21 protein-coding genes, 2 tRNA genes and 1 rRNA gene are annotated in these 24,624 nt (G+C 48.8%); all 24 read left to right on the forward strand.

Annotation, left to right across the window (positions count from 1 at the left end; translation table 11 throughout):
* Positions 1 to 50 precede the first annotated feature (50 nt).
* The gene (mfd, locus tag P403_RS0108265) at positions 51 to 3,569 is read left to right on the forward strand and encodes a transcription-repair coupling factor (protein ID WP_029332212.1); all 3,519 of its coding nucleotides are present in this window, start codon (positions 51 to 53) and stop codon (positions 3,567 to 3,569) included.
* Positions 3,566 to 5,116, forward strand: a complete 1,551-nt coding sequence (locus tag P403_RS0108270; protein ID WP_029332213.1) for a polysaccharide biosynthesis protein — start codon at positions 3,566 to 3,568, stop codon at positions 5,114 to 5,116. Before mfd ends, P403_RS0108270 begins: the two co-directional genes overlap by 4 nt.
* Positions 5,113 to 6,543 carry a bifunctional methyltransferase/pyrophosphohydrolase YabN gene (yabN, locus tag P403_RS0108275; RefSeq protein WP_029332214.1) on the forward strand — a complete coding sequence of 477 codons (1,431 nt, stop codon included), beginning with the start codon at positions 5,113 to 5,115 and terminating at the stop codon, positions 6,541 to 6,543. Before P403_RS0108270 ends, yabN begins: the two co-directional genes overlap by 4 nt.
* Positions 6,540 to 6,812, forward strand: a complete 273-nt coding sequence (locus P403_RS0108280; protein WP_029332215.1) for an RNA-binding S4 domain-containing protein — start codon at positions 6,540 to 6,542, stop codon at positions 6,810 to 6,812. Before yabN ends, P403_RS0108280 begins: the two co-directional genes overlap by 4 nt.
* A 65-nt stretch (positions 6,813 to 6,877) precedes the next feature.
* Complete coding sequence (locus tag P403_RS0108285; protein WP_029332216.1) at positions 6,878 to 7,258, forward strand: FtsB family cell division protein; 381 nt, start codon at positions 6,878 to 6,880, stop codon at positions 7,256 to 7,258.
* 83 nt (positions 7,259 to 7,341) lie between these two features.
* The gene (locus tag P403_RS0108290) at positions 7,342 to 7,869 is read left to right on the forward strand and encodes a S1 domain-containing RNA-binding protein (RefSeq protein ID WP_029332217.1); all 528 of its coding nucleotides are present in this window, start codon (positions 7,342 to 7,344) and stop codon (positions 7,867 to 7,869) included.
* A 153-nt stretch (positions 7,870 to 8,022) separates the two neighbouring features.
* A tRNA-Met gene (locus P403_RS0108295) sits at positions 8,023 to 8,099 on the forward strand.
* A gap of 10 nt (positions 8,100 to 8,109) precedes the next feature.
* Positions 8,110 to 8,181 (forward strand) — tRNA-Glu (locus P403_RS0108300).
* A gap of 77 nt (positions 8,182 to 8,258) precedes the next feature.
* A complete protein-coding gene (gene tilS, locus P403_RS0108305; RefSeq protein WP_029332218.1) occupies positions 8,259 to 9,503 on the forward strand; it encodes a tRNA lysidine(34) synthetase TilS in 1,245 nt (414 codons plus the stop codon).
* Between the two features lie 33 nt (positions 9,504 to 9,536).
* The gene (gene hpt, locus P403_RS0108310; protein WP_012368964.1) at positions 9,537 to 10,082 is read left to right on the forward strand and encodes a hypoxanthine phosphoribosyltransferase; all 546 of its coding nucleotides are present in this window, start codon (positions 9,537 to 9,539) and stop codon (positions 10,080 to 10,082) included.
* A 120-nt stretch (positions 10,083 to 10,202) separates the two neighbouring features.
* Positions 10,203 to 12,209 carry an ATP-dependent zinc metalloprotease FtsH gene (ftsH, locus tag P403_RS0108315; RefSeq protein WP_029332219.1) on the forward strand — a complete coding sequence of 669 codons (2,007 nt, stop codon included), beginning with the start codon at positions 10,203 to 10,205 and terminating at the stop codon, positions 12,207 to 12,209.
* Between the two features lie 162 nt (positions 12,210 to 12,371).
* Entirely contained in the window at positions 12,372 to 13,133 is a 762-nt protein-coding gene (locus P403_RS0108320) for a type III pantothenate kinase (RefSeq protein WP_029332220.1), read from the forward strand.
* 11 nt (positions 13,134 to 13,144) lie between these two features.
* Complete coding sequence (hslO, locus tag P403_RS0108325; protein WP_029332221.1) at positions 13,145 to 14,071, forward strand: Hsp33 family molecular chaperone HslO; 927 nt, start codon at positions 13,145 to 13,147, stop codon at positions 14,069 to 14,071.
* A gap of 12 nt (positions 14,072 to 14,083) precedes the next feature.
* On the forward strand, positions 14,084 to 14,395 hold the full coding sequence (locus P403_RS0108330) for a SurA N-terminal domain-containing protein (RefSeq protein WP_029332222.1): 312 nt from the start codon (positions 14,084 to 14,086) through the stop codon (positions 14,393 to 14,395).
* An 80-nt stretch (positions 14,396 to 14,475) separates the two neighbouring features.
* Positions 14,476 to 15,420 (forward strand): cysteine synthase A, encoded by a 945-nt coding sequence (gene cysK / locus P403_RS0108335; protein WP_029332223.1) that lies wholly within the window; start codon positions 14,476 to 14,478, stop codon positions 15,418 to 15,420.
* A 91-nt stretch (positions 15,421 to 15,511) separates the two neighbouring features.
* Positions 15,512 to 16,900, forward strand: coding sequence for an anthranilate synthase component I family protein (locus P403_RS0108340; RefSeq protein ID WP_029332224.1), 1,389 nt, complete (start codon positions 15,512 to 15,514; stop codon positions 16,898 to 16,900).
* Positions 16,897 to 17,478 (forward strand): anthranilate synthase component II, encoded by a 582-nt coding sequence (locus tag P403_RS0108345; protein ID WP_029332225.1) that lies wholly within the window; start codon positions 16,897 to 16,899, stop codon positions 17,476 to 17,478. Before P403_RS0108340 ends, P403_RS0108345 begins: the two co-directional genes overlap by 4 nt.
* A complete protein-coding gene (gene pabC / locus P403_RS0108350) occupies positions 17,462 to 18,301 on the forward strand; it encodes an aminodeoxychorismate lyase (RefSeq protein ID WP_029332226.1) in 840 nt (279 codons plus the stop codon). Before P403_RS0108345 ends, pabC begins: the two co-directional genes overlap by 17 nt.
* Positions 18,298 to 19,089 (forward strand): dihydropteroate synthase, encoded by a 792-nt coding sequence (gene folP, locus P403_RS0108355; RefSeq protein ID WP_029332227.1) that lies wholly within the window; start codon positions 18,298 to 18,300, stop codon positions 19,087 to 19,089. The genes pabC and folP overlap by 4 nt, the downstream gene beginning before the upstream one ends.
* 2 nt (positions 19,090 to 19,091) lie before the next feature.
* A complete protein-coding gene (gene folB / locus P403_RS0108360) occupies positions 19,092 to 19,463 on the forward strand; it encodes a dihydroneopterin aldolase (protein WP_029332228.1) in 372 nt (123 codons plus the stop codon).
* Positions 19,460 to 19,951 (forward strand): 2-amino-4-hydroxy-6-hydroxymethyldihydropteridine diphosphokinase, encoded by a 492-nt coding sequence (gene folK, locus P403_RS0108365; protein ID WP_029332229.1) that lies wholly within the window; start codon positions 19,460 to 19,462, stop codon positions 19,949 to 19,951. The genes folB and folK overlap by 4 nt, the downstream gene beginning before the upstream one ends.
* A gap of 35 nt (positions 19,952 to 19,986) precedes the next feature.
* Positions 19,987 to 20,982 carry a tRNA dihydrouridine synthase DusB gene (gene dusB, locus P403_RS0108370; protein ID WP_029332230.1) on the forward strand — a complete coding sequence of 332 codons (996 nt, stop codon included), beginning with the start codon at positions 19,987 to 19,989 and terminating at the stop codon, positions 20,980 to 20,982.
* 170 nt (positions 20,983 to 21,152) lie between these two features.
* Positions 21,153 to 22,634 (forward strand): lysine--tRNA ligase, encoded by a 1,482-nt coding sequence (gene lysS, locus P403_RS0108375; RefSeq protein ID WP_200872416.1) that lies wholly within the window; start codon positions 21,153 to 21,155, stop codon positions 22,632 to 22,634.
* A 400-nt stretch (positions 22,635 to 23,034) separates the two neighbouring features.
* Positions 23,035 to 24,596 (forward strand): 16S ribosomal RNA (locus P403_RS0108380).
* Positions 24,597 to 24,624: the final 28 nt, after the last annotated feature.

The following is a 24,624-nucleotide window of genomic DNA, read 5'->3' on the forward strand; positions in this document are numbered from 1 at the left end:
ACGCTTTGGAATTCCAAAGCGTTTTTGCTGTCGTCTTAGGAGGGGAAACTATGAAACAACTACAAAATCTGTTGCTCGGAATACCAGAAATAAAAACGGTCCGTGAGCGCTTTCGACAAGGGGTCGATGCCCAACTCATCACAGGCTTGATGAATAGTGGGAAAGCATTGTTCGTCGCAGGCATTTATCAAGAAACCAAAAAACGGTTCGTCATCGTCACCCACAATATGTTTCAAGCACAAAAACTGTATGATGATTTGATTGAACTAGTGCCTGAACAGGAAGTGATGCTCTACCCGGTCGACGAGACATTAGCTGCTGAATTATCGTACGGGGCGAGCCCGGAATTACGGGCGACCCGGATTGAAACGCGGCACCGGCTCCTGACGACCGATGATGGTATCTTAATCATCCCGCTCGTCGGTCTCAGACGGTATGTCCCACCTGCAAGTGATTTCTTAGCACATACGAACCGGATTAAGCCGGGCGATATCTTGGCGATTCCGGACTTCATTCAAGAATTAGTCGATGCCGGATATGAGCGAACGGCGACCGTGACGACACCGGGAGAATTTTCAGTCCGCGGGAGTATCATCGATATTTATCCGTTGACGGTCGACCGTCCCTATCGATTGGATTTATTTGATGAAGAAGTCGACTCGATTTATACATTCGATGCAGAAACGCAACGGTCGCTCGGTGTGGTCGCAGAAGCGTTGCTTCCACCGGCAGCTGAGCACTTTGCGACGACGGAAAACCTCCGTGCCGCGGGTGAACGGTTGCGTGCACTCTATGAAGCGACGAAAGAACGTGTCCAAAGTACAGAAGTCCTTGCAGCACTTGAAGAAGGAATCGCCTATGATGTCGAATTGCTTGAAAGTGGGGAGCGACCGAAACAACTCGCGAAATACGCGCCGTTACTGTATCAGAAGACATTACTGGCTGATATCATAGATGCCGTCTTGATCGTCGATGAAATCGCACGGATCGAAGAAGCGGCGGAAGTTCAGGATGCGGAAGAAGCGGAATGGATGGCTTCGTTGATTGAACGGGGGCAAAGCGTTAGTGATTACATTCTCTCGGTTCCGATGCTCAAAGTGTTCGAACAACGTCAGCTACTCTATTTGTCACTCCTTCCGACACGCAGAAGCGGCGTCCCCGAGAGTGCAGCGATTCACTTCAACATCAAACCGATTGCTCCGTTTCACGGCCAAATGGAACGTCTGAAACAAGAAATCGATCGCTATGCCCGGGCAGACATGTGGATGGTCTTCCTTGCGAGTAACAAGGAGCGGGCGGAGCGGATGCGGCAGACACTTTCTGACTACGGTGTCGAGGCGTCCTTGCATACGGCAGAAGAAGATATGCGTCGCGGACATCCATCGATTTTAATCGGTGGCATTCATGGTGGGTTCGAGATGACGAATGCACGACTCGTCGTCGTGACGGAGGAAGAAGTCTTTAAGCAACCGACCCGTCGCCGGAAACAGACGACGAAATTGACGAACGCGGAACGGATCAAAAGTTACCAAGAGTTGAAGACGGGTGATTATATCGTCCATATCCACCATGGGATTGGTCGTTATCACGGCATCAAAACGATTGATGTCGCAGGGAACCATAAAGATTACTTGCACCTCGTCTATGCCGGTGACGACTCCTTGTATGTTCCGGTCGACCAAATCGACTTGATTCAAAAATACGTCGGGGCAGAAGGAAAAGAACCGAAAATCTATAAACTCGGCGGAACGGACTGGAAGAAAGTCAAAGCGAAAGTCCAAAAATCAGTCGATGATATCGCAGATGAACTAATCAAATTGTATGCGACGCGAGAAACGGCAGTTGGATTTGCTTTCCCGGAAGATGACGATAGCATGCAGGCATTCGAAGCTTCATTCCCGTACGAGGAAACGGTCGATCAAGTCCGGTCGATTGAAGAGATTAAGAAAGATATGGAACGGCCGCGTCCGATGGATCGGCTGTTATGTGGAGATGTCGGCTACGGGAAGACGGAAGTCGCGATTCGGGCGGCATTTAAAGCCGTCATGGCAGGAAAACAAGTCGCTCTCCTTGTGCCGACGACTGTTCTTGCGCAACAACACTATGAAACGATGCTCGAGCGATTCAGCGAATGGCCAATCAATATTTCAGTCATGAGTCGGTTCCGATCGGCGTCAGAACTGAAAGCAACAAAAAAAGGCTTGAAAGAAGGAACGATCGACGTCGTCGTCGGAACACACCGTGTCTTATCAAAAGATGTTCAGTTCGCTGACATTGGTCTGTTGATCATCGATGAAGAACAACGCTTCGGTGTTAAACATAAAGAACGATTGAAACAACTCAAAACGAATGTCGATGTCTTGACGTTGACGGCGACGCCGATTCCGCGGACGTTACACATGTCGATGATCGGAATTCGTGATTTGTCAGTCCTTGAGACACCACCTGAAAACCGCTATCCTGTCCAAACGTACGTGATGGAATACGACGGAATCATCATGCGTGAAGCACTTGAACGTGAACTTGGTCGAGGGGGACAAGCCTTCTTCCTCTACAATCGCGTTGAAGGAATTGAACGGAAGGCGGAGGAAATCCGGGCGCTCGTTCCAGAGGCACGTGTCGTCACGGCACATGGTCGGATGACAGAGACGGAGCTCGAAAGTCAATTGATTGCCTTCTTCGAGGGGGATGCCGATGTTCTTGTCAGTACGACAATCATTGAAACGGGAATCGATATCCCGAACGTCAATACATTGATCGTCAATGATGCCGATCAAATGGGTCTATCACAGCTCTACCAACTGCGTGGTCGTGTCGGACGTTCAAGTCGTGTCGCGTATTCCTACTTTACGTACCGTCCGCAAAAAAGGTTGACCGAAGTCGCCGAGAGTCGTCTTCAGGCGATCAAGGAATTTACGGAGCTTGGAAGTGGCTTCAAGATTGCCATGCGTGACTTGTCGATTCGCGGTGCAGGCAATCTGCTCGGCTCGCAACAATCCGGTTTTATCGATTCAGTCGGGTTCGATTTGTATTCACAAATGCTATCGGAAGCCGTCGAAGAACGGAAGGAACGGATGAAAGGGAAACAACGTGTCCAAAAATTCGTACCAGACTTTACATTCAGCCTCGATGCGTATATTCCGAGTCATTACATGTCGGATTCTGAACTAAAAATTGAGTTCTATAAACGCTTGAAGTATGTTGATACGACAGAAAGTCTTGATGCACTCGAAGGAGAGATGCTGGAGCGCTTCGGTGAATTCCCGAATGAAGTCGCACGATTGATTCAGTTGACGCGGATGCGGATTTTTGCTGAACGGGCACGCATCGAACGAGTCAAACAGACCGATCCGAAAATTGAAATCGTCTTGTCAAAACAAACAACAGAGACGATTGATGTCGCTGATTTCGTCAAATGGACGGTACCGATTGGTCGTGGACTCGGCATGGGACAAGAAGAAGGCAAGCTTGTCTTGACGTTGAACCGTGGCAAACAAACCGTTCAACAAACGACGGAACAAGCAGAGCGGTTGCTCGCTGAACTTGACCGTCGGATCTCGATGCGATGAGTCAGCGACGAACGATTGCGCAAGGGGCAGCGCTCCTTGCGATCTCGAGTTACGTCTCAAAGCTGCTAAGCTTTTTTTACCGGATTCCATATCAAAACATGGCAGGGGATTTTGGATTGTACGTCTATCAGACGGTCTATCCATTATTCGCGATTGCGGCAGCACTGGGGATTTATGCGCTACCCGTCATCGTCGCAAAGTTGACGTTGCATCACCCGGAAGAAAAACGCGAGGTTCTCTGGTCGATTTTCTTTGTCCTTGCGAGTCTTTCGTTAGTGTTCGGTCTGCTCGGCTGGATCATCGCACCGGAACTTGCTTTACTGTTCGGAGATCCGAAGCTCGTCCTTCCGTTACGTGCGGTGACATTGACGTTTTATTTATTGCCGGTCATTGCCGTGTTACGAGGAATGTTTCAAGCAGACCTTGAGATGCGACCGACCGCCTTTTCGCAAATTACGGAAAACGCTGTGCGTGTCTGTTTATTGTTACTCGTGACGTATTATGGTGTCTCAATCGGAGCGAATCCTTATCAAATCGGTGCTGCGGCCCACGTGACGGCGCTCGGTGGGAGCGTTGCTTCGTTGTTGTTGCTCCTTCGCTTCGCGAAAGGACGGATTGGCCGCCCGGTCGTCTCAAAGCGTCACTTAAAGCGTGTCGGAAAAGTTTTGTTGACGAGTGGGATGGCGGTCAGTATCGCGTCGCTCGCTTTACTATTGATGCAGTTGATTGATGGACTGACGTTCGTCAACTTGCTTGGGGATACGATGGAGACGAAAATCGAGAAGGGGATTTTTGATCGTGGTTATCCATTGTTGCAGTTCGCAATTTTATTTGCGACGTCGATCAGTCTAGCCAGTGTTCCGACGTTGTTGACGGAGTACCGTAAAAAAAATGACGCGGCGACACGGTTGCACCTTGAAACACTACTTCGTTCTGGTCTGTTGGTCGCGGCAGCTGCGACGGTCGGATTGTTTAGTGTCATGCGGCCACTCAACATCGCGCTCTATCAAGACGACAAAGGGACGGTCGCGCTCAGTTGGCTTGCTGCGACGGCCTTTACGGCATCGCTCTCGATGATTATCATCTCTTGCCTCCAGTCCGTTGATGCTGAAAAGTATGCTTTTGCAGGCGTCGTGCTCGGACTAGTTGTCAAGCTGTTACTAAACATCTACTTGTTACCCCGTTATGGTATGATCGGGGCGGGAATGGCGACATTCGGCGGATTCGCGATGATGGCATCAGCACAACTCATCTTATTGAATCGGAAATTCGGACGTGTAACAGCAGGACGAACTTTCTACGTCCGATTGATGCAAGCTGTCGTCCCGATGGCATTGTTTTTGTATGTGGTCGAACGCCTGTTTCAATGGGCAGGTTTTGAGACACGGATTGGAGCGATGTTTGAAGTGGGTCTACTCGTCATCGGTGGTGCATCGATCTTTTGTATATTTGCACTACGCAGGCGTGTCTTGACAGAGCGGGAGTGGTCTTTATTGCCGTTCGGAGACAAACTTTATCGAATTCATCATCGGAGGAAAATCATATGACACACCGTATTACAGTCGTCGGCTTAGGTGTTGGCGAACTAGAGCAATTGCCGTTTGGCGTTTATAAGTTATTGAAAGAAACAACACAACCTGTTTATTTACGGACAGCAGATCATCCCGTCGTTTCAGAACTGGCGACAGAGGGAATGAAATTTACATCGTTTGATTCGATTTATGAGCGACACGATCGTTTCGAAGCAGTCTACGCAGACATCGTCGAGACGCTACTCGAACAGGCGAAGCAGGAAGCGGTCATCTATGCGGTACCAGGACACCCGCTCGTAGCAGAAAGTACCGTTCAACAACTACTTGCGCGTGCGACAGACATCGACATCGTCGGTGGACAAAGTTTTCTTGATCCGATGTTCGCAGCGGTCGGGGTGGATCCGATTGAAGGATTTCAATTGCTTGACGCAACGGCCTTCCGTGTTGATGAAGCGCAAATTCGTCAACACGTACTGATCGGACAAGTGTACGATGCGTTTGTCGCAGGGGACTTGAAAGTCATGTTGATGGAACGTTATCCGGATGAACACCCGGTGACGCTCGTCACAGCAGCGGGGACGAGTAAGCAACACGTCATGACAGTTCCGCTTTATGAACTGGACCGTGTGACGATGCTCAGTAATTTGACGACGGTCTATGTGCCGCCTGTGACGGAGGAAAAGGCGCTGAATCGGGATTTCGCGACGTTAAAAGACATCATCGCCCGTTTACGTGGTGAAGGAGGGTGTCCATGGGATCAAGAACAGACCCATGAATCGCTCAAAAAACATTTAATCGAAGAATCTTACGAATTACTGGAAGCAATCGACCTTCAGGACGATAACTTAATGATAGAGGAATTAGGGGATGTCTTACTTCAAGTCATGTTACATGCACAAATCGGTCTCGATGAAGGGTACTTTGATATCCGGGACGTCATCGGCAGTGTCAGTGACAAGATGATTCGTCGTCATCCACACGTCTTTGCAGAGGCGACGGTTGATTCGGCGGCAGACGTCGTTGCGAACTGGCAAACGATCAAGTCACAGGAGAAACCGGAGCGGAAATATCTGCTCGACGGTGTCACAAAAGGGGCACCTGCCTTGATGCGTGCTGAACAGATTCAGAAAAAAGTCGCAAAAGTCGGCTTTGAGTGGGACACAGTCAGTGGTGCGCTTGAAAAGGTACAAGAAGAAATACGTGAACTACAAGAAGCACCGCCAAAAGAACAACTGGCTGAATTCGGAGATCTCTTATTTTCGTTAGTACTTGTCGGAAAATATATGGGGTTATCGGGCGAAGAGGCGTTGCAGCTGACGAACGATAAATTCATTCGCCGTTTTACGCGGATGGAACAACTCGCAAAGAGACCAGTTGAAGAGTTATCGCTCGACGAACAAGATCAGTTATGGAATCAAGCGAAGCAGGAGGAACAGTCATGAGACTCGATAAATTTTTAAAGGTGTCCCGTTTGATTAAACGACGGACACTCGCAAAAGAAGTAGCAGACCAAGGTCGGATTACGATTAACGGTCTTGTCGCAAAAGCAAGCAGTACCGTAGCAGTCGGCGACGAGATGACGATTCGGTTCGGGAACAAAATCGTCACCGTCCAAATCGATGGCATCAAAGAGCATGCGAAAAAAGAAGAAGCGACGGATATGTACAAAATCATCCGTGAAGAAAAAGTGAATTCTCAAGAATCAATGTAATTTACCTGAAAAAGGAAGTATACTAAAGAGTGTCAGAGATGACCACTCGGATAAGGAGGGATGATATGCCGGCACCGTTAGAATCAGGTCGTCAAACACCACCAAAGATTAAACCACTCAATGATCGTAAAAAGCAATTAAGCCGAAATGCGATTGAGAACCGATCGCGCTTAAAAAAGCGTTTCTTGATTTGTATGTCAATCTTTCTCATCGTCCTTTCTCTCATGGGGTGGTCATACATCGAAAAGAAACAATTGATTGCTGAACAAAATCAATCGTTCCAGGTCGCGCAACAAGAGCAAACGAAAGCAAAAAAAGAGTCGGCACGTCTGAAAGAAGAAATCGAACGGTTGAATGATAAAGAATACGTTGCGAACTTAGCGAGAAGCGAGTTACTGTACTCGAAAAAAGGCGAAACGATTTTCTATTTCTCACCGGAAGATTAACGGAAGCTTGCCGATTGATTGAAAAAATATGTAATCACTCGTATAATAAGAAATGAATCAACTAAAAAGGAGCAATACAATTTATGTCGATTGAAGTAGGCAGCAAAGTGCAAGGGAAAGTTACAGGCATCACTAATTTCGGAGCGTTCGTAGAATTACCGACTGGAAAAACCGGTCTCGTTCACATCAGCGAAGTGGCAGATTCTTACGTTAAAGATATCAATGATGTCTTGACGGTTGGACAGGAAATCACAGTTAAAGTCTTGAGTGTAGAAAACGATGGAAAAATCGGTCTTTCGATCAAGAAGGCTGTCGATCGTCCAGAAGGCGAACGTCCACGTCCTGCGCGTCAATTCGACCGTGGCCCACGCCCGGCCGGTCAAGATCGCGGACCACGTCAGTTTGATAATAAAGGCCCACGTGGTGGCGGCAGTGGCGGCGGAAACCGTGGAGGTTTCAACAAAGGTGGTCGCGGAGCACCTGCTCCACGTAAAGAGCAAACGTTCGATACGTTGATGACGAGTTTCCTCAAAGACAGTGAAGATCGTCTTGCGACACTCAAACGCCAAACGGATTCAAAACGTGGCGGACGCGGTGCTAAACGTCAATAACTTGCTGACCTGTTCTTTATAAGAATAGAGATGGAATGACGCTGTTCATTCCATCTTTTATTTTTTTGAAATTATTTTTATAAAAAGCGTTGACTTTCATTTGACTCCACCGTATTATAGAAAATGTGCTTAAGACGCACGAGTTAAAAATATGGCGGTGTAGCTCAGCTGGCTAGAGCGTACGGTTCATACCCGTGAGGTCGTGGGTTCGACTCCCTCCGCCGCTACCATATTTTTTTTGGCCCGTTGGTCAAGCGGTTAAGACACCGCCCTTTCACGGCGGTAACACGGGTTCGATTCCCGTACGGGTCATTCTTTAAAAGCTATCTCTATTATATAGAGGTGGCTTTTTTTAGTATAGTAGATTCGAAAAAGGGGATGCGTACATCATGGAAACGATTGCTCCTGTTCCGAATGAACCGCTCATCGTCGGCGTATCCGGAGGCTGCGACTCGATGGTACTCGCGCATCTGTTGCACGAGGCGAAGTTTGATCTTTTAATTGCCCATGTCCACCATGGGCTTCGTGCAGCATCGGATGAAGAAGCCGCGTTTGTCGAAAACTGGGCCTTTGAACGTAATCTCCCGTTCCGGACGATCCGTTTAGAATGGGATGGACAACGGGTGAATCAAGCCCGTTGTCGCGAGAAACGGTATCAGTTTTTTGAAAATTTAATGGAAGAGACGAATCGGAGTCACTTAGTTTTAGCACATCATCGTGACGATCAACTGGAGACGTTATTGATTCAGTTGTTGCGAGGTGAAGCGACGATTGACGGGATTCCGATTCACCGCCCGTTCGGTCCCGGTCAGTTGCATCGTCCGCTGGTGAACTGGACGAAACAGGAACTGACGGCTTATGCGACGCGTCAACAAATCGAGTGGCGTGAGGATGCGACAAATGCGGAAACGAAATACTTAAGAAATCAAATCCGGCACGATATTTTACCAAGGCTCGCTCAAGTGCGCCCGGGGTTTGAAGAAGCGACGGTCCGTGCCGCACGGCTTCGTCAAACGATACAGGAGGAGCACTTAGCGTACGTCGAAGCGTTAGTAGCGCGACATATGACGGATGATGGGATAGTAATCGATGAGATCAACCAGCTACCGACAGATTTGAGACGACTCGTTTTACAAGTGCTCTTACCGGATGTCCGATTAACCTCAGAGGATTTCGATCGCTTTTTAGCATGGCTCCGAGTAGATATGCCCTCGAGCGAAGTGTATTATGGAAACTGGAGGATTCGCCGCGCGTACGGATACTTGACCTGTATCGAGAAAGATACGACAGATTCTGCACTTGAATCGTTTCAAGTAGGGGCTGATTTGGGAACATACCGTTATGGTGAACGAGATGTGACGTTTTCATACGGGGAAGCAGGGATTCCGTTAGCGGAAGTTACTTTCCCGCTGACGGTACGAAGTCAGTTGCCAGGGGACCGGATACAGCTAGAAATCGGAACGAAAAAAGTGAGTCGGATTTTAATTGATGCGAAAGTACCACGTTATCTTCGGGCAGAAGTTCCGGTCGTCGTCGACGCCACGGGTCAAGTTTTAGCGGTCGTCGGACATCGAATTGCAAAATTCGGGTCATTTGAACTCCTCGCACGGTCTTATTTAATGATAGAATGGTAATGTAGTGTTTAAAATGGAGGAGGAATACCTAGCATGACCTTAATGAATGATATGGAGAAAGTACTGATTTCGGAAGAAGAGATCCAACATAAAGTCGGTGAACTCGCGGGTGAACTGACAGCAGATTATGGTGATCGTTTTCCACTGCTCGTCTGTGTCTTAAAAGGCGCAATGCCATTCATGTCTGATCTCGTCAAAAAGATGGACATGCACCTTGAGATGGATTTCATGGATGTTTCGACATACCACGGTGGAACGACATCGACCGGCGAAGTTAAAATCGAAAAGGATTTGAACACATCTGTAGAAGGACGTGACATCCTGATTGTCGAAGATATCATTGACAGTGGATTGACGCTTGGATACTTGGTTGATCTCTTCAAGTACCGTAAAGCAAAATCTGTCAAAATCGTGACATTGCTCGATAAGCCGTCAGGTCGCAAAAATGATCTTCACGCGGATTATAGTGGATTTGTGATTCCACACGAGTTCGTCGTCGGTTACGGTCTCGACTATGAAGAGAAATATCGTAACCTTCCATATGTTGGTGTGTTGAAACCGGCAGTCTACGGTGGCTAATTATTTTTAATCTTGACTGTCACATGATAAGATGAAACCAATTACAAAGCGCGCTTTGCCGCGTCAGGATTCGTATCAGTTGATGAAGGTATGTCAGTTGGTGCGGAGAGGAGGCATAAGATGAACCGAGCAGTGAAGAATACCCTCGTGTTTGGGGTCATTTTTCTAGCTTTGATCTTGTTTCTGCAATACTTGCAGAGTCCAGTGAACAAAAGCAAAGAAATCAATTACACACAGTTTGTCGAGTCGGTTGAAAAAGGTGAAATTAAGACGGCTACCTTCCAGTACGAAGGACAGACGTATAATGTGACTGGTGATTTACGTGAAAAGGATTCGACGTATGAAACGGTTGTTCCAGCTGTTGATACGGAGTTAACGGATCTTTATACACAATTGCGCAGTCAAGGTGTCAATATGGACTTTAAAGCAGCAGAGACGAATGGCGGTTGGATCGCGTTACTGACGACGATCGTCCCGTTCATCATCATATTCATTCTCTTCTTCTTCTTAATTAATCAAGCACAAGGTGGCGGCGGCGGTGGCCGTGTGATGAACTTCGGTAAATCAAAAGCGCGCCTCTATGATACGGAGAAAAAGAAAATTACGTTTGAGGATGTCGCTGGTGCAGACGAAGAGAAACAAGAACTCGTCGAAGTTGTCGAATTCTTGAAAGACCCACGTAAATTTGCACGTCTCGGTGCACGTATCCCTAAAGGGGTCCTTCTTGTCGGTCCTCCAGGTACAGGTAAAACGTTACTTGCACGTGCAGCAGCAGGTGAGGCTGGCGTTCCATTCTTCTCGATTTCAGGTTCTGACTTCGTTGAGATGTTCGTTGGTGTCGGGGCGTCACGTGTACGTGATCTCTTCGAAAATGCCAAGAAAAATGCACCGTGTATCATCTTCATCGATGAAATCGATGCAGTCGGTCGTCAACGTGGCGCAGGTCTCGGTGGCGGACATGATGAGCGTGAACAAACATTGAACCAACTTCTCGTTGAGATGGACGGATTCAGTGAAAATGAAGGCATCATCATGATCGCAGCAACGAACCGTGCCGATATCTTGGACCCAGCCTTGCTTCGTCCAGGTCGTTTTGACCGTCAAATTACGGTTGAACGTCCAGATGTCGTCGGTCGTGAAGCAGTTCTTAAAGTACATGCACGCAATAAACCGCTCGACTCAACAGTCGATTTAAAAGCAATCGCACAACGGACACCAGGATTCTCAGGTGCCGACCTTGAAAACCTGTTGAACGAAGCAGCACTCGTTGCAGCACGTACCGACCGCGATAAGATTTCGATCGTCGATCTTGAAGAAGCGATTGACCGTGTCATCGCTGGACCAGCGAAGAAGAGCCGGATCATTTCGCCGAAAGAGAAAAAAATCGTCGCGTGGCACGAAGCAGGTCACACGATCATCGGGGTCACACTTGATGATGCGGATGAAGTGCATAAAGTAACAATCGTTCCTCGTGGGAATGCCGGCGGTTACGTCGTCATGCTTCCGAAAGAAGATCGTTACTTCATGACAAAACCAGAACTTGAAGATAAGATCACTGGATTACTTGGTGGTCGTGTCGCGGAAGATATCGTCTTTGGTGAAGTATCGACCGGAGCAAGCAATGACTTCCAACGTGCGACAGGACTTGCGCGTAAGATGGTCATGGAGTTCGGGATGAGTGAAAAACTCGGACCGCTTCAGTTCGGTTCAGGTCAAGGTGGAAATGTCTTCTTAGGACGTGACTTCCAAAATGAACAAAACTACTCGGACGCAATTGCGCATGAGATTGATACGGAAATCCAAGCGATCATCAACCGCTGTTACCAAAAAGCGAAAACGATCTTGACGGAGAAACGCAATCAGCTTGATTTGATTGCGACGACGTTACTTGAAGTTGAAACGCTGGATCAAAAACAAATTCACCACCTCATCGAGACAGGTGAATACAAGAAGAACGAGCCAGAAGTGGTAGCTGAACAAACGGAAGACGAGAAGAAACCGGAATCGACGACTCCTGTCATCGATGAACCGACAGAATCTCCGACACAACGTGGTTCAGTCATCGACGAAGGTCAAAATGTGGACGTAGAAAAGCCTGATCAACCACGCCGTGATGATCAAATTTAATCGCTGACACAACAAGACAGGATCAGTACCCAAAAACGTGGGTGCTGGTCCTGTTTTTATATGCCGTAATGCTTGCGCACTTCGGTAGGTGAAGCCTAGCCAACGTGGTATAATCACAACGTATATTGCAGGTATCGTATAGAAAAGTGGGGAATCAGTCAAATGATCTTAGTAATTGATGTTGGAAATACGAATATCGTACTGGGTGTCTATGCTGGGCAGACGTTAGTCGAGCACTGGCGGATCGCAACCGATCGGACGCGGACGACAGATGAGTATGGGATTCTTGTCAAAGCCTTGTTCCGGGATGCAGACTTAAACGTGGAAGAAATCGAGGGAATCGTGTTATCATCTGTCGTACCCCCCGTCGTGTTCCCACTCGAGAACATGTGCGTCCGCTATTTCAATCGACGCCCATTCGTGATTGGGCCGGGTATCAAAACCGGGCTCGACCTAAAAGTGGATAACCCGCGGGAAGTCGGGGCAGACCGAATCGTCAACGCGGTCGCTGCGACGGTCAAGTATGATGGTCCATTGATTGTCGTCGACTTTGGGACAGCAACGACCTATTGTTATATCGATTCACAAAAACGGTATTACGGTGGAATCATTTCACCAGGCGTCATGGTGTCGACAGAGGCGCTTTATAACAAGGCGGCAAAACTACCGCGGATTGAAATCGCGAAACCACAATCCGCGATTGGACGGAACACGATCCATGCGATGCAATCCGGAATATACTTCGGATATGTCGCGCAAGTCGATGGTCTTGTCCACCGCATGAAAGAAGAAATGGGTGAAGCTAAAGTCATTGCGACTGGTGGGTTAGCCCGATTAATCAGCGAGGAATCCGCAACGATTGAAGTCGTCGATCCATTTTTGACGCTTGAAGGGTTGCGTATTATCTACGAACGAAATAAGTGAGGGAAAAAATAATGAAACGTGAAGAATTGTTAGCACAATTAAAAGATGACTATTTAGTACGAGCACTTGGTTTTAACGGAGAAGTCCGTGCATTTGCAATCCGTTCGACAAAGTCGGTGTATGAAGCACAGCTCCGGCACCAAACGACACCGGTCGTCACGGCAGCACTTGGCCGGACGCTGACAATCGGTGCAATGATGGGAACGATGCAAAAAGGCGATACACGTGTGACCCTGAAAGTCGAAGGCGACGGACCAATCGGGAAAATCATCGTTGATGCTGATGCAAAAGGAACGGTCCGTGGGTATGTCAGCCATCCGCGTGTCGAAATGGATACGTACGTCAATGCAGACGGTCTGACGAAATTAAAAGTCGGCGATGCAGTCGGTCGCGGAAATATTTCTGTCATCAAAGATTTAGGACTTCGTGACTTCGTCGGAGGGCAATCACCGATTCAAACCGGTGAGATCAGTGAAGACTTTACGTACTACTTCGCAGTCTCAGAACAAAGTCCATCTGTCGTCGGTGCCGGCGTGCTCGTTTATCCGGAAGATGAGTCGGTCATCGCAGCAGGTGGGTTAATCGTGCAATTGATGCCAGGTGCATCGGAAGAAACAATTGCCGCACTCGAAGCACGAGTCGCCGCATTAAAACCAATCTCGATTCTTGTCGGAGAAGAAAAAACACCGGAAGAAATGCTTGAACTCGTCCTCGGTGAATCATATGAAGTCCTCGATACAGTTCCGGTTACGTTTGGTTGCACATGTGATCGCGAAAAGCTCGCGACAGCAATCGTGGCGCTTGGACCTGACGAGATTCAATCGATGATTGATGAAGATGGTGGAGCAGAGGCGGTTTGTCATTTCTGTTCAGAACACTATCAGTATGGCGTCGAAGAATTACAATCACTTCGTGAAAAATCGCTCGAACGAGCATAAGAGGGTCTGAAAATGGGAAATGTAAACTCTAAGTACTTGTGGATGTTGATTTTCATCTTACTGTTGACGAATTTTTTAACGGGAGCATATGCCTTCATGGGAGAACTACCGAAAGTCGATTCTCCGAAGATCGTCCAAGAAAGTATCGGTGGACCGCTTGAAGACGTCGTCGCGACAGTCGGAGACGAAGACATCACACGAGCGGATGTCTATCAAGTAATGCGTAAAGAACACGAACAAGATACACTCGATCGTTTGATTCAGGAAGCGGTAGAACGTCAATCCAAAAATGGAACGAAACCTACCGTGGAGCGCTTTGATTGACAGATTTCATCCAGTCCATTGATAATTGATTTATCGGATTACTTGGAATTAAAGGTTTTTCATTATGAGGAGGAATGGTCATGCGTATTGCAAATTCAGTACTAGATTTAGTCGGCCGCACGCCGATCGTGAAATTGAATCATCTGACAGGACCAGAGGATGCAGATGTCTACTTGAAACTGGAGTATATGAATCCCGGGTCAAGTGTCAAAGACCGGATTGCGCTGTCGATGATTGAAGCGGCAGAAGAAGCTGGAAAACTGAAAGCAGGCGATACGATCATCGAACCGACGAGTGGCAACACGGGAATTGGTCTTGCGATGGTCGCAGCTGCGAAAGGATACCGGGCCATCCTCGTCATGCCAGAAACGATGAGCATGGAACGCCGAACTCTTCTTCGTGCGTACGGCGCGGAGTTGATTTTAACACCCGGTCCAGAAGGAATGAAGGGTGCAATCGCGCGAGCGACGGCAGAAGCAGAAGAACATGGTCATTTCATGCCACAACAATTCAACAACGGAGCAAATCCCGTCGTCCATGAACAGACGACAGGACCTGAAATCGTTGAAGCGTTCGAAGGATTGTCACTCGATGCCTTCATCGCCGGAATCGGAACAGGTGGGACGATCACGGGTGCTGGTAAAGTGTTACGCGACGCTTTCCCAGGAATCGAAATCATCGCAGTCGAACCAACGGATTCACCTGTTCTTTCAGGTGGTAAACCGGGTCCGCACAAGCTTCAAGGAATTGGTGCTGGATTCGTACCCTCGATTCTTGATACACACATTTATGATGGTGTTGAACAAATCACGACGGAAGAAGCATTTGATCACGCGCGCCGTGCCGCGAAATCAAACGGCGTTCTCGGTGGGATTTCTTCAGGTGCTGCCATCGCTGCGGCCCTTAAAACAGCCAAACGTCTTGGGAAAGGAAAAAATGTGTTAGCGATCATTCCTTCGAATGGAGAGCGTTACCTCAGTACGCCACTCTATCAAGTCGAAGAAGAAGAGGGTTCAAAACTATAATTTTTTCAGGCACATGGAAGTCATTCGACTCCCGTGTGTCTTTTTTTTGCGTATAATGAGGACAGAATATGTACAGAGGTGGGGGACGCAAGTGCGACAGACGAGATATGTAGCATTTACATGGACGAAGGAACAATTTTATAACCGTTATGTGGAGCGGACAAAGGAACAAACCGGTCATATCTGGCTCGAAAGTGGTCGTATCGGTTCCTACACGATGGCTGGTGTGCACCCGGTCGGACAGCTCCGGACAAAGGCGGGACGGACAACGATTACGACTTCCTCAGGTGTCGAAGAACGGATGGATCCACCATTTGCGTTGATTGAAGAACTGCGTGCGCGTTATGCGTCGGCTCGTCCTGGCGGGATGCCTGCATTTTTCGGTGGACTGGCAGGCTACGTCAGTTATGACGCTGTCCGGTATTTAGAGCGATTACCAGACGAAGCGGAAGACGATTTAGAAACAGCCGATCTTTCGTTGTATTGGTACGATGAAGTCGCCGTGTATGACGAACAGGCAGGTCAGTTATTCGTTGCCGTGACGCGTGATACGGTCGAGGCAGCGGAAGCAGCACTTGAAACTGAAGTATTTGCTTGGAAAGTAGAGAGCCCTGCGCCAGTTTTTCACCCGGCTTCAAGTGAATGGCTAGAGCGGGGGCGGTCGTTCGAACAAGCCGACTTTGTCGAGGCGGCTGACCGCGTCAAACGTTACATTGAAGCGGGTGACGTCTTTCAAGTCAATCTTGCAGTTCGTCAACATGAACGTCTCTTGACATCGCCGGCGCACATCTATGATGTTTTACGGCAAGTGAATCCGTCGCCTTACATGGGCTATTTCGTCGATGAAGAGTTGACACTCGTCTCGGCGTCACCTGAGTTGCTCGTCGAAAAAATCGGAGACGATCTCGCGACGCGTCCGATTGCCGGGACCCGTCCGCGTGGGAAGGATGAAGCGGAAGATTTAGCACTGGCGAAGACGCTGCTCGACAATGAAAAGGAACGGGCGGAACACGTTATGCTCGTCGATTTAGAACGCAACGATTTGGGGCGGGTCAGCCGGTATGGGTCCGTTCATGTCGATGAATTGATGGTGATCGAAAAATATTCTCATGTGCAACATATCGTCTCGAACGTTCGGGGAAAAGTCGCGGAACATCAAGGTGCGAGCGATGTTCTCGCAGCGATGTTCCCCGGTGGGACGATTACTGGCGCGCCAAAAATCCGGACGATGGAGATTATCGAGGAGTTAGAACCGGTCCGACGTGGTATTTATACAGGGTCACTCGGATTTATCAGTTGGGCGGACGATGCCATCTTCAACATCTTGATTCGGACACTTGTCGCAAAGGATGGGGTCGCGTATATCCAAGCGGGAGCAGGAATCGTCACCGATTCCAACTCGGCAAGTGAGTATGAGGAATCACTTAGTAAGGCAAAGGCACTTTGGGTCGCAAAAGAAATAGCGGAGGGAACGACATGATTGTATTGATTGATAACTATGATTCATTTACGTACAACTTAGTCCAATATTTTGGGGAGCTCGGGCAAGACATCCGGGTGTTTCGGAATGATGCGATTACACTTGAGGAGATTGAACGACTCAACCCCGACCATTTAGTGATTTCGCCTGGACCTTGTACGCCGAATGAAGCGGGCATTAGCCTTGCTGCGATTGAATACTTCGCGGGCAAGCTGCCGATTCTCGGTGTTTGCCTCGGTCATCAAGCGATCGGTCAAGCGTTCGGCGGACAAGTCGTCCGGGCGAAAGAGTTGATGCATGGGAAGGTCTCGTTGTTGTCTCACGACGCGACCGGGATGTTTGAAGGCATCGTTCAAGATACACCGGTGACACGATACCATTCGCTCGTCGTCGAACGGGAGACATTTCCGGATGTCTTAGAGATCACAGCAGAAGCAGGGGGAGAAATCATGGCCCTACGGCATCGCGAGTTGCCGATTGTCGGGGTCCAGTTCCACCCGGAAGCGATCTTGACCCGAGACGGGAAGCAGATGTTAAAAAACTTTTTGGAGTTGAATCGATATGTATCTTTGGCATGATGGACAGGTAGTAAAAGAAGAAGAGGTTCGGATTTCACCGTTTGACCATGGTTACCTGTACGGGATGGGGATTTTTGAGACCTTTCGGACGTATGCGGGACATCCGTTTTTATTTGATGATCACATCGAACGGCTCCAGATGAGTTGTGCGGCAATCGGAATCCATGTTCCTTATACGCGCGATGAGCTCCTTGAAGCAGTCGAAGCGTTATGCCGCGTCCACGCGACAGGAGATTTATATATCCGCTTAAACGTTTCAGCAGGTCCGCGTGAAATTGGATTATCGGTTGAGCGGTATGATGTACCGACGGTCGTGATTTATGCAAGACCAATCGGCGCGCGACAAGCGACGGAGCGGGCGCTCGAAACGGTCCGTTTGCCCCGGAGTACACCGGAAACGGCGTATCGCTTAAAGTCGCATCACTACATGAATAACTTAGTTGCGAAACGTCAACTATTTAATCAGGAAGCAGAAGGCCTCTTTTTGACGAAGGAAGGCTTCATCTGTGAAGGTATCACGTCGAATATCTTTTGGCGTTATGGTGAAAAGTGGTTCACCCCTTCGCTTGAAACAGGTGCCTTGAACGGCATCACCCGGCAATTTTTAATAGAAGAGTTGGTTGTCGAAGAACGTCTTGCTTTGTTACCGCAGTTGATGGAGGCAAACGAGGTTCTCTACACGAATTCCGTTCAAGAAGCCGTCGCCGTTTCATCACTTGACGGACGAACGTTCCCAGGTCAATCGGGAAGCGGCTATCAACATGTTCGTCAGCTATTCGACGCCGCAGTTGAATCACGGTGGTCGAGGAGGGGGAACCGATGACGAAAATCATGGGTATTTTGAACGTGACACCTGATTCTTTTTCAGATGGGGGTCAATACATCGATGTCGAGCTCGCTGTCCGTCATGCTAGGCAACTTGTTGCGGACGGGGCAGATGCCATCGATGTGGGTGGAGAATCGACGCGACCGGGTGCGACATTTGTTTCAGCAGCAGATGAAATCGACCGCGTTGTTCCAGTGATTCGTCGCTTGAAGCGTGAGCTCGACGTCTTGATTTCGATTGATACGTATAAACCGGAAGTCGCTGAAGCCGCGGTCCGTGCTGGTGCAGATCTCATCAACGACGTCTGGGGTTCGAAATGGGGCGACCGTTCGATGGTAACGGTCGCTGCCCGGCACGAAGTTCCCATCATCCTGATGCATAATCGGACGGAACCACACGGAACAGACGTCTTAGCCGAAGTCCGGGCCGACCTCGAAGAATCAATCCGGCTAGCGAAGCAGGCAGGTGTCTCGGAAAATCGGATTTGGCTCGATCCCGGGATTGGCTTCATGAAAACGTATGAAGAGAATTTATTTTTAATGCGTCATCTCGCGATTGCGACAGATTTTGGATACCCGGTTTTACTTGGGACGTCACGCAAGTCACTCATCGGATTGACGCTCGGACTCCCGGCGACGGAACGGGTGGAAGGAACGATCGCGACCGTCTGTTACGGAATCCAACAAGGTTGCGAGTGGATGCGTGTCCACGACGTGAAAGAAATCAAACGGGCCGCTCTGATGATGGACGCGATGCTTGCAGCAGAATTACCGAAGGGGGAATAAAGATGGATCGCATACACGTGTCAGGGATGCGTTTTTATGGTTATCATGGAGTGTTCGCAGAAGAAACAAAATTAGGACAACGCTTTAATGTGGATCTGTCAATCGGACTCGATTTATCACGAGCTGGCGAGACGGATGATTTACGGGAAAGTGTCAATTATGCGGAGCTTTATGAAGCGACGAAACATGTCGTCGAAGGGGAGGCCGTTCAGTTGGTCGAGGCACTCGCGGACCGAATCGTCCGACACGTCTTTTTGCTTGATCCACGAATCCTGGAAGCGACCGTCAAAGTCATCAAACCAGATCCGCCGATTGCAGGACACTATGAGCATGTCGCGGTAGAAATCAATCGGGTCCGGGGGGATTACGTATGAACCGTGCTTACATCGCCCTTGGGTCGAATATCGGGGATAAGGCAGGTCACTTACATGCTGCAATCGAAGCGATGGGAGCGTACCCGGAGATTCAAACGATTCGTCCGTCCTCGATTTATGAGACTGTTCCTGTCGGCTATCTCGATCAAGACCTGTTTTACAATATGGTCGTCGAACTTGAGACGAGTTGGTCCGCCGAGGTGTTGCTCGCGCACTTGCAAGAGATCGAACGCCGAGAGGGACGGAAACGATTGTTCAAGAATGGTCCCAGAACGTTAGATCTTGACATCATTCTTTATAATACAGATGATATACATTCAGAAGGATTGACGGTGCCGCATCCACGGATGCAAGAGCGAGCGTTTGTCCTTGCACCGTTACATGAATTGAATCCGGGTTATACAGTACGACACTTAGAGATGACGGTCGCGGAACTGTATGCCCGGTTACCGGAAACAGAACGAGCAGGTGTGAAGCGCATCGTGTAACAAAAGAGGGATTGAAGAAGAGAGGAGGAATGAACATGCCAGGTTTTAAGATTGGGGACGTCGAACTGAACAACCGCGTCATTCTTGCTCCGATGGCGGGAGTCTGCAACCCTGCGTTTCGTTTGATCGCAAAAGAATTCGGGGCAGGACTTGTCTGTGCGGAGATGGTGAGCGACAAAGGGATCTTATATGAAAATGAACGGACGTTAGAGATGTTGTATGTCGACGAACGCGAAAAGCCACTCAGTCTGCAGATTTACGGCGGGTCGAAGGAAACGCTTGTTCAAGCGGCACAGTATGTCGATGCCAACACGAATGCGGATATCATTGACATCAATATGGGTTGTCCCGTTCCAAAAGTAACGAAGTGTGATGCTGGTGCAAAATGGTTGCTTGATCCCGATAAAGTATATGAAATGGTTCATGCTGTATCGCAAGCGGTCGAGAAACCCGTCACGGTGAAGATGCGGACCGGGTGGGACAGCCATCACATTTATTGTGTCGATAATGTCCGCGCAGCGGAGGCGGGTGGCGCGAAAGCTGTGGCCATCCACGGGCGGACCCGTTCGCAAAAGTATGAGGGTGTTGCGGACTGGAACATCATCGGCGAAGCAAAGCGGGCAGTGCAGATTCCGATCATCGGAAACGGTGATGTGCAAACGCCGCAAGACGCGCAACGGATGATTGATGAGATCGGGGTAGATGGCGTCATGATCGGTCGGGCGGCGCTCGGCAATCCTTGGATGCTCTATCAGACGATCCAGTATCTCGAATCCGGGACGTTACCAGCCGAGCCGACACCACGTGAAAAGATTGATATTTGCTTGTTGCATGCGGCACGCCTCGTTGCACTGAAAGGTGAGAAACTAGCCGTTCGTGAAATGCGTACCCATGTCGCATGGTATCTCAAAGGGTTAAGTGGAAACGGACAAGTTCGAAAAGCCTTATTCGATATTGATACTCATGCCGGTCTTCAAGAGTTGTTACGTCAGTATGTCGAAACCTTGGAAACAACCGCAGTACATGCGTGACATGTAAAGTATGGTCGGGATTACCCGTTTTATGGTACGCTAATTGCATTAAAGATGAGCGAATCGGTTTTTTTCAACGGGCTGTCGGTCATGCCGGCAGCTTTTTGATGCAAAAGGACGAAGACCGTCGTGAACAATTTTTAGAAGGAGTGAATACAGTGAGTCAGGACATGGAAATGAATGATCAAATGCAGGTGCGTCTCGGTAAGATGAACGCGATGCGTGAACAAGGACTCGACCCGTTTGGTGCACGTTTTGAACGATCGACGGATACGGCAAGTATCCGTGCTGCTTATGGCGAGAACGAAAAAGAAGAATTAGCTGAATTAAAACCGGAAGTAGCAATCGCTGGACGTGTCATGACGACGCGCCGTAAAGGGAAAGTTGGATTTACGAACGTTCAAGATGTTACAGGTCAAATTCAGTTGTACGTCCGGAAAGATGATGTCGGAGAAGAAGCATATGAAGTGTATAAGACATGTGATTTAGGTGATATCATCGGAATCAGTGGATATGTCTTTAAAACGAACGTCGGTGAGTTGTCGGTTCACGTCACGTCGTTTACGTTGTTGACGAAAGCACTCCGTCCACTTCCAGATAAATATCATGGATTAAAAGATGTGGAACAACGGTACCGTCAACGTTATCTCGACCTGATTACGAATACGGAATCACGTGAGACATTCATCGCGCGGAGTAAAGTCATTCGTGGAATTCGTCAATACCTCGATAGCCTCGGCTACTTGGAAGTCGAAACACCGATGTTACACACAATCGCGGGTGGAGCATCTGCCCGTCCGTTCATCACGCACCACAATGCTCTTGATATGACGCTCTACATGCGAATTGCGATTGAATTGCATCTAAAACGTCTGATCGTCGGTGGTCTTGAGAAGGTCTATGAAATCGGACGTGTCTTCCGAAATGAAGGAATTTCAACACGTCATAACCCTGAATTCACGATGATTGAGTTGTATGAAGCATATGCGGACTATGAAGATATCATGGATTTAACAGAAAACCTGATTGCTCACGTCGCTCAAGAAGTACTTGGGACAACAAAGGTTACGTATGGCGAAGATGTCATCGATTTAACGGTTGGTTGGAAACGTGCCCATATGGCAGATCTCGTTAAGGAAGCGACAGGAATCAATTTCTTTGATGATATTTCGAAAGAGCGGGCCCATGAACTTGCCCATGAACACGGAATCGAAGTCCAGTCACATATGTCGACGGGGCATATCTTAAATGAATTCTTCGAACAAAAAATCGAGGAGACGCTCGTCCAACCGACTTTCGTTTATGGTCACCCAGTTGAAATTTCACCACTCGCGAAGAAAAACCCGCAAGATCCACGCTTTACGGATCGTTTCGAATTATTCATCGTGCGTCGTGAACATGCGAATGCCTTCACGGAGTTAAACGATCCAATCGACCAACGTGAACGTTTCGAAGCACAGCTTGTTGAAAAGGAAGCTGGGAACGATGAAGCACACGAGATGGATAATGATTTCATCGAAGCATTGGAATATGGAATGCCGCCAACGGGTGGACTTGGAATCGGAATCGATCGCCTTGTCATGCTGTTAACGAATGCACCATCGATTCGTGACGTTCTCTTATTCCCGACGATGCGCCACCAACAAAACTAACAAACACGTATGCTCCCTTTCTTCTATATATAGTAGAGAGGGAGCTTTATTATGAAAAATGAAGTCTAGAAAAGACGTAATGGATTGGAATCAATCATCAATAAAACGGGTAAATAATCTTTTTAAATGTTTTTCTAATAAAATGCTTGTACAATCGAAAAAGCCATGGTATATTATTTCTTGTGCCGCAAATGGTTGTGACACACCAAAAAAATATCAAAAAAAAGTTGTTGACAATTGTGTTGATAACTTGGTAAGATATTAAAGTCGCTGAAAACGACACGACGAACTTTGAAAACTGAACGATGAGGCAAAAAACGTATCTTCGGATACAAACAATGAATGAAGCGCAAGCTTCGTCAACGTGACTTTTAGTCACAACAACGAGCAAGTCAAACACTTTATGGAGAGTTTGATCCTGGCTCAGGACGAACGCTGGCGGCGTGCCTAATACATGCAAGTCGAGCGCAGGAAGCTCGCGGAACTCTTCGGAGGGAAGCAAGTGGAATGAGCGGCGGACGGGTGAGTAACACGTAAGGAACCTGCCTCAAGGATTGGGATAACTCCGAGAAATCGGAGCTAATACCGGATAGTTCTTCGGACCGCATGGTTCGATGATGAAAGGCGCTCCGGCGTCACCTTGAGATGGCCTTGCGGTGCATTAGCTAGTTGGTGGGGTAATGGCCTACCAAGGCGACGATGCATAGCCGACCTGAGAGGGTGATCGGCCACACTGGGACTGAGACACGGCCCAGACTCCTACGGGAGGCAGCAGTAGGGAATCTTCCACAATGGACGAAAGTCTGATGGAGCAACGCCGCGTGAGTGATGAAGGTTTTCGGATCGTAAAACTCTGTTGTAAGGGAAGAACAGATACGAGAGGTAATGCTCGTATCCTGACGGTACCTTGCGAGAAAGCCACGGCTAACTACGTGCCAGCAGCCGCGGTAATACGTAGGTGGCAAGCGTTGTCCGGAATTATTGGGCGTAAAGCGCGCGCAGGCGGCCTTTTAAGTCTGATGTGAAAGCCCCCGGCTCAACCGGGGAGGGTCATTGGAAACTGGAAGGCTTGAGTACAGAAGAGAAGAGTGGAATTCCATGTGTAGCGGTGAAATGCGTAGAGATGTGGAGGAACACCAGTGGCGAAGGCGACTCTTTGGTCTGTAACTGACGCTGAGGCGCGAAAGCGTGGGGAGCAAACAGGATTAGATACCCTGGTAGTCCACGCCGTAAACGATGAGTGCTAGGTGTTGGGGGGTTTCCGCCCCTCAGTGCTGAAGCTAACGCATTAAGCACTCCGCCTGGGGAGTACGGCCGCAAGGCTGAAACTCAAAGGAATTGACGGGGACCCGCACAAGCGGTGGAGCATGTGGTTTAATTCGAAGCAACGCGAAGAACCTTACCAACTCTTGACATCCCCTTGACCGCTTGAGAGATCAAGTTTTCCCTTCGGGGACAAGGGTGACAGGTGGTGCATGGTTGTCGTCAGCTCGTGTCGTGAGATGTTGGGTTAAGTCCCGCAACGAGCGCAACCCCTATCCTTAGTTGCCAGCATTTAGTTGGGCACTCTAGGGAGACTGCCGGTGACAAACCGGAGGAAGGTGGGGATGACGTCAAATCATCATGCCCCTTATGAGTTGGGCTACACACGTGCTACAATGGACGGTACAAAGGGCAGCGAGACCGCGAGGTGGAGCCAATCCCAGAAAGCCGTTCCCAGTTCGGATTGCAGGCTGCAACTCGCCTGCATGAAGTCGGAATCGCTAGTAATCGCAGGTCAGCATACTGCGGTGAATACGTTCCCGGGTCTTGTACACACCGCCCGTCACACCACGAGAGTTTGCAACACCCGAAGCCGGTGAGGTAACCGCAAGGAGCCAGCCGTCGAAGGTGGGGTAGATGATTGGGGTGAAGTCGTAACAAGGTAGCCGTATCGGAAGGTGCGGCTGGATCACCTCCTTTCTAAGGAAAACGTCCCGTAAGGGACATG

This window comes from Exiguobacterium oxidotolerans JCM 12280, assembly GCF_000702625.1.
Classification (GTDB): domain Bacteria; phylum Bacillota; class Bacilli; order Exiguobacteriales; family Exiguobacteriaceae; genus Exiguobacterium_A; species Exiguobacterium_A oxidotolerans.

Bases quoted from the DNA above. Each gene is read 5' to 3' on its own strand.
- pabC (WP_029332226.1), top strand. From the start codon at position 17,462: ATGTATCTTTGGCATGATGGACAGGTAGTAAAAGAAGAAGAGGTTCGG.
- ftsH (WP_029332219.1), top strand. From the start codon at position 10,203: ATGAACCGAGCAGTGAAGAATACCCTCGTGTTTGGGGTCATTTTTCTA.
- dusB (WP_029332230.1), top strand. From the start codon at position 19,987: ATGCCAGGTTTTAAGATTGGGGACGTCGAACTGAACAACCGCGTCATT.
- P403_RS0108345 (WP_029332225.1), top strand. From the start codon at position 16,897: ATGATTGTATTGATTGATAACTATGATTCATTTACGTACAACTTAGTC.
- P403_RS0108330 (WP_029332222.1), top strand. From the start codon at position 14,084: ATGGGAAATGTAAACTCTAAGTACTTGTGGATGTTGATTTTCATCTTA.
- P403_RS0108280 (WP_029332215.1), top strand. From the start codon at position 6,540: ATGAGACTCGATAAATTTTTAAAGGTGTCCCGTTTGATTAAACGACGG.
- cysK (WP_029332223.1), top strand. From the start codon at position 14,476: ATGCGTATTGCAAATTCAGTACTAGATTTAGTCGGCCGCACGCCGATC.
- P403_RS0108320 (WP_029332220.1), top strand. From the start codon at position 12,372: ATGATCTTAGTAATTGATGTTGGAAATACGAATATCGTACTGGGTGTC.
- tilS (WP_029332218.1), top strand. From the start codon at position 8,259: ATGGAAACGATTGCTCCTGTTCCGAATGAACCGCTCATCGTCGGCGTA.
- P403_RS0108290 (WP_029332217.1), top strand. From the start codon at position 7,342: ATGTCGATTGAAGTAGGCAGCAAAGTGCAAGGGAAAGTTACAGGCATC.
- folB (WP_029332228.1), top strand. From the start codon at position 19,092: ATGGATCGCATACACGTGTCAGGGATGCGTTTTTATGGTTATCATGGA.
- hslO (WP_029332221.1), top strand. From the start codon at position 13,145: ATGAAACGTGAAGAATTGTTAGCACAATTAAAAGATGACTATTTAGTA.
- mfd (WP_029332212.1), top strand. From the start codon at position 51: ATGAAACAACTACAAAATCTGTTGCTCGGAATACCAGAAATAAAAACG.
- folK (WP_029332229.1), top strand. From the start codon at position 19,460: ATGAACCGTGCTTACATCGCCCTTGGGTCGAATATCGGGGATAAGGCA.
- yabN (WP_029332214.1), top strand. From the start codon at position 5,113: ATGACACACCGTATTACAGTCGTCGGCTTAGGTGTTGGCGAACTAGAG.
- P403_RS0108285 (WP_029332216.1), top strand. From the start codon at position 6,878: ATGCCGGCACCGTTAGAATCAGGTCGTCAAACACCACCAAAGATTAAA.
- folP (WP_029332227.1), top strand. From the start codon at position 18,298: ATGACGAAAATCATGGGTATTTTGAACGTGACACCTGATTCTTTTTCA.
- P403_RS0108270 (WP_029332213.1), top strand. From the start codon at position 3,566: ATGAGTCAGCGACGAACGATTGCGCAAGGGGCAGCGCTCCTTGCGATC.
- lysS (WP_200872416.1), top strand. From the start codon at position 21,153: ATGGAAATGAATGATCAAATGCAGGTGCGTCTCGGTAAGATGAACGCG.
- hpt (WP_012368964.1), top strand. From the start codon at position 9,537: ATGACCTTAATGAATGATATGGAGAAAGTACTGATTTCGGAAGAAGAG.